The organism is Kitasatospora sp. NPDC059160, from assembly GCF_042755465.1.
Taxonomy (GTDB): Bacteria; Actinomycetota; Actinomycetes; order Streptomycetales; family Streptomycetaceae; genus Kitasatospora.
Map to the genome: position 1 here is coordinate 1 of NZ_JBHZCN010000221.1, position 4,842 is coordinate 4,842.

Consider the following 4,842-nt stretch of genomic DNA (forward strand, 5'->3'; position numbering starts at 1 on the left):
GGGCCTCTCGGCTGTCTGTGCGCCGCCAGGGACTCGAACCCCGGACCCGCTGATTAAGAGTCAGCTGCTCTAACCAACTGAGCTAGCGGCGCCTGCTGACGTGGAGAACATTACCTGGTCAGCGGCCGAAACACACAATCGGCCCGGAGGCCCTCAGGCGGTCAGCACCACCTTGCCGCGGACGTGCCCGGTGGCGACCAGCCGGTGCGCCTCGGCGGCCTTCTCCAGCGGCAGCGTCTCGGCGATCTCCAGCCGCAGCCCGCCCGCCTCCCACAGCCGGACCAGCTCGGCCAGCCGCTCGGCGGTGCGCGGCCCGCGCAGCCCCCGGACGCCCAGCCGCTCGGCCTCCGGGTAGTCGACCACGGTGCCGATCCGGGCCCGGTCGGCGACCAGCTCGACGGAGGCGGCCAGCGCGCCCCGCCCGGCCGCGTCGAAGGCCGCGTCCACCCCCTGCGGTGCGACCGCCCGGACCCGCTCGACCAGCCCCTCGCCGTACTCGACCGGGATCGCGCCCAGTCCGCGCAGGTAGGCGTGGTTGCGCTCGCTCGCGGTGCCGACCACGGTGGCGCCCAGCGCGCGGGCGAGCTGGACGGCGACGGTGCCCACTCCGCCGGAGGCGCCGTGCACCAGCACGGTCTCCCCGGGGCCGACCCCGAGCAGGTCGAGCGCCACGTGCGCGGTCTGCCCGGAGGCGGAGAGCGCGCCGGCCTGCTCCCAGGGCATCCCGGCGGGCTTGGCCACCAGCTGGCCGGCGTCCACCGTGACCAGCTCGGCCTGGCAGCCCAGCACCCGGAAGCCCAGCACCTCGTCGCCGACCCGCCACGGCCCGGCGCCCGGCCCGAGCCGGTCCACCACCCCGGCGAACTCGTTGCCCAGGACGAACGGCTCCGCGGCCACCAGCCCCGGCGGGCGGAAGCCCTCCCGGATCGCGAGGTCCACCGGCTGGACCGCGGCGGCGTACACCCGCACCCGGACCTCTCCCGGGCCGGGTTCCGGGTCCGCCACCCCGGTGACCCGCAGGACCTCGGGACCGCCGGACCTCGGTACGGTGACCGCCTTCATGGGGTGCTCCTCTCGCCGGCACTGGCCGATCCGCTGCTCGAACGTCCCGATCCTCGGATGTGAAGTGCGCTTGAGGTCAAGGGTCCGTCCGGCGTGTCCCCGCGAATGGGCGCATTGTCAGATTTATCCTGGGCGGCGCTCAGCCGTCCGTCGCCGAACCGTCGCCGAACCGTCGTCGAGAGGAACCTCCCCGTGGGCCAGCTGCCCCTGTTCTTCCTGGTGCTGCTCGCCTCCGTGGTGACCATGCCACTCGCCCGCAAGACGGGCGTGCCGCAACCGGTCCTGATGACCCTGCTCGGCATCGTCATGGCGATCGTCCCGCAGATCCCGGACGTCAAGATCGAGCCCGAGCTGATCCTCCCGCTGGTCCTGCCGCCGCTGATCTTCGCCGTCGCCCGGCGCTCCAGCGTCCGCTACTTCAAGGCCAACGCCCGCTCGATCCTGCTGCTGGCCGTCGCCCTGGTGGTGGTCACCACCGTCGCGGTGGCCGGCACCGTGCACTGGCTGCTGCCCGCGCTGCCGCTCGCCGCCGCGATCGCGGTCGGCGCGCTGGTCTCCCCGCCCGACCCGGTGGCCGCCGTCGCGGTGGCCGGCAGCATCGGCCTGCCGCGCCGGCTGGTGGCGATCCTGGAGAGCGAGGGCCTGTTCAACGACGTCACCGCGATCGTCGTCTACTCGCTCGCCATCGAGGCCGTGGTCAGCGGCGACTTCTCGGTCGGCCACGCGGCGCTGCGCTTCGTGCTGTCCGCCGTGCTCGCGGTGGTCGTCGGCGTGGTGCTGGGCTGGGTGAACGCCAAGCTCGCCGACCGCCTGGACGACCCGACCCAGCAGGTCGCGCTCAACCTGCTGGTGCCCTTCGCCGCCTACACCGTCGCGGAGGAGATCCACGGCTCCGGCGTGCTCGCCGTGGTGATCTGCGCGCTCTACCTCGCCGAGCGGGCCTCCGACGCGGACGCCGTCGCCTACCGGCTGGTCGGCAACGCCTTCTGGGAGGTGGTCGAGATCCTGATCACCGGCGTCGCCTTCGGCCTGATCGGCCTGGAGCTGGCCACCGTGCTCAAGGAGGCCGGCCGCGGCTGGACCGGCTTCCTCGGCGACGCCGCGGTGGTCATCGCGGTCGTGGTGGCGGTCCGGCTGCTCTGGCTGCTGCCGGCCGGCTGGCTGTCGAAGAAGCTGCGCAAGAACAACGAGGAGGACACCCCGTTCAGCTGGAGGGAGAGCGTGGTGCTCTGGTGGTCCGGCATGCGCGGGGTGGCCACCGTCGCCCTGGCCCTGGCCATCCCGCTCACCCTGCACTCCGGCGCCGACTTCCCGGAGCGCGGCCGACTGGTGTTCATCGCGTTCAGCGTGGTGCTGTTCACCCTGCTGGTGCAGGGCCTGACCCTGCCCTGGCTGGCCAAGCGGCTCCAGCTGGACATCGACCAGGACGCGCACGAACAGGCGGTGCGCCGGCTGTGGTGGCGCGCCGCCAAGGCCGGGCTGGAGCGGCTCGGCGAACTGGAGGAGCAGGACAGGCTGCCGGCCGAGGTCGCCGACCGGCTGCGGGACCGTCAGCACGACCGGCTGGCCCGGCTCTGCCCGGAGAACTACGCCGAGGAGGAGGCCGCCGAGGCGAAGCAGCGGATCGCCCAGTGGCGGGCCGCCGCCGAGGTCGAGCAGGAGATGATCGCCGCCTCCCGCCGCGAGATGCTGGTCGCCCGCAGCGAACTCGGCGCCGACCCGGAGCTGGTGGACCACGTGCTGCGCGGACTGGACCTGCGCTCCGAGCGGAAGTGAACGCACCGCGAGCGGCGGGCGCAACGGAAGTGACGGGCAGTCCGGCCGCCCGGCGGCACGGCCCCCGACCGGCCGGAATGTGCACCACCCCCGCCGGAGTTGCATAGGCTGAACCCGGGCAGGCCGTCAACGGAGTCGGCGCACCACCCGTACCGCCGCAACCTCGCGAAGCCGCTCGACGACGACCGGCCCCACGCCTGGCCCTGCCGGTTTCTGCACCCAGATGAATCGAGGACCCACCGATGTCGGAGACCCGCGCCGACGCCCGCACCCCGCTCGACCGCACCCCGCAGTGGGCCGCCCTGGCCAAGCACCGGGCCGAGCTGGGCGAGACCCACCTGCGCGAGCTGTTCGCCGCCGACCCCGAGCGCGGCCGCACCCACACGCTCCAGGTCGGCGACCTGCACGTGGACTACGCCAAGCACCTGGTCACCGACGAGACGCTGGAGCTGCTGCGCGAGCTCGCCGCCGCCACCGGCGTCGCCGAGCTGCGGGACGCCATGTTCCGCGGCGAGAAGATCAACATCACCGAGCAGCGGGCCGTCCTGCACACCGCGCTGCGCGCCCCGCGCGGCGCCGTCGTCGAGGTGGACGGCGTGAACGTCGTCCCCGCGGTGCACGCCGTCCTGGACAAGATGGCCGCCTTCGCCGACCGGGTCCGCAGCGGCGAGTGGAAGGGCCACACCGGCAAGCCCATCCGCACCGTGGTCAACATCGGCATCGGCGGCTCCGACCTCGGCCCGGCGATGGCCTACGAGGTGCTGCGCTCCTTCGGCAGGCGCGACCTGGCGGTCCGCTTCGTCTCCAACGTGGACGGCGCCGACCTGCACGAGGCGGTCCGGGACCTCGACCCGGCCGAGACGCTGTTCATCGTGGCCTCGAAGACCTTCACCACCATCGAGACCATCACCAACGCGATCTCCGCCCGCGGCTGGCTGCTCGACGGCCTTGGCGCCGGCACCGAGGCGGTGGCCAAGCACTTCGTCGCGCTGTCCACCAACGCCCAGGGCGTGCAGGACTTCGGCATCGACACGGCCAACATGTTCGAGTTCTGGGACTGGGTCGGCGGCCGCTACTCCTACGACTCGGCGATCGGCCTCTCGCTGATGATCGCCATCGGCCCGGACGCCTTCCGCGAGATGCTGGACGGCTTCCACCTGGTCGACGAGCACTTCCGCACCGCCGCGCCGGAGCAGAACGTCCCGCTGCTGCTCGGCCTGCTGGGCGTCTGGTACGGCGCGTTCTTCGACGCCCAGGCGCACGCGGTGCTGCCGTACTCGCACTACCTGTCCAAGTTCACCGCCTACCTCCAGCAGCTGGACATGGAGTCCAACGGCAAGTCGGTGACCCGCGACGGCACCCCGGTCGGCTGGCAGACCGGCCCGGTGGTCTGGGGCACCCCCGGCACCAACGGCCAGCACGCCTACTACCAGCTGCTGCACCAGGGCACCAAGGTGGTCCCGGCCGACTTCATCGGCTTCGCCCGCCCCGTCGCCGACCTGCCCGACCGCCTGGCCGCCCAGCACGACCTGCTGCTGGCCAACTTCTTCGCCCAGACCCAGGCGCTGGCCTTCGGCAAGACCCCGGAGGAGGTCGCCGCCGAGGGCGTGCCGGCCGAGCTCGTCCCGCACAAGACCTTCAAGGGCAACCACCCGACCACCACCATCCTGGCCGCCGAGCTGACCCCGTCGGTGCTCGGCCAGCTGGTCGCGCTGTACGAGCACAAGGTGTTCGTCCAGGGCGCGATCTGGAACATCGACTCCTTCGACCAGTGGGGCGTCGAGCTGGGCAAGGTGCTCGCCAAGCGGATCGAGCCGGTGCTGCTCACCGGTGAGGGCGGCGGGCAGCTGGACAGCTCCACCGCCGCGCTGGTGGCCCGCTACCGCGCGCTGCGCGGCCGCTGAGCCCGGGACCGGGCCGTCCGCTCCGGCGGGCGGCCCGGCTCTCCCCGTCCAGGCTCACGGGGAAACGCCGGAAGCGCCCATGCTAAGGCCCAGGGCGCAA

The 4,842-nt window shown here is 72.9% G+C and carries 3 protein-coding genes and 1 tRNA gene; 2 read left to right on the forward strand and 2 right to left on the reverse strand.

All coding sequences use genetic code 11. The features are described 5' to 3' along the window. Nucleotides 1–18 precede the first annotated feature (18 nt). Nucleotides 19–92: transfer RNA gene (locus ACFXOZ_RS42095), tRNA-Lys, on the reverse strand. A gap of 61 nt (nt 93–153) precedes the next feature. Continuing rightward, nucleotides 154–1,062, reverse strand: a complete 909-nt coding sequence (locus ACFXOZ_RS42100; RefSeq protein ID WP_380529782.1) for an NADP-dependent oxidoreductase — start codon at nt 1,060–1,062, stop codon at nt 154–156. Nucleotides 1,063–1,254: 192 nt separating this feature from the next. Here ACFXOZ_RS42100 and ACFXOZ_RS42105 point away from each other — a divergent pair, with 192 nt between their 5' ends. Further along, nucleotides 1,255–2,838 (forward strand): Na+/H+ antiporter, encoded by a 1,584-nt coding sequence (locus ACFXOZ_RS42105; protein ID WP_375883333.1) that lies wholly within the window; start codon nt 1,255–1,257, stop codon nt 2,836–2,838. 242 nt (nt 2,839–3,080) lie between these two features. Further along, nucleotides 3,081–4,742 carry a glucose-6-phosphate isomerase gene (gene pgi / locus ACFXOZ_RS42110; protein WP_380529780.1) on the forward strand — a complete coding sequence of 554 codons (1,662 nt, stop codon included), beginning with the start codon at nt 3,081–3,083 and terminating at the stop codon, nt 4,740–4,742. Nucleotides 4,743–4,842: the final 100 nt, after the last annotated feature.

Excerpts from the sequence above, each read along its gene's own strand:
- ACFXOZ_RS42100 (WP_380529782.1), bottom strand. The coding sequence starts at position 1,062 with ATGAAGGCGGTCACCGTACCGAGGTCCGGCGGTCCCGAGGTCCTGCGG.
- pgi (WP_380529780.1), top strand. The coding sequence starts at position 3,081 with ATGTCGGAGACCCGCGCCGACGCCCGCACCCCGCTCGACCGCACCCCG.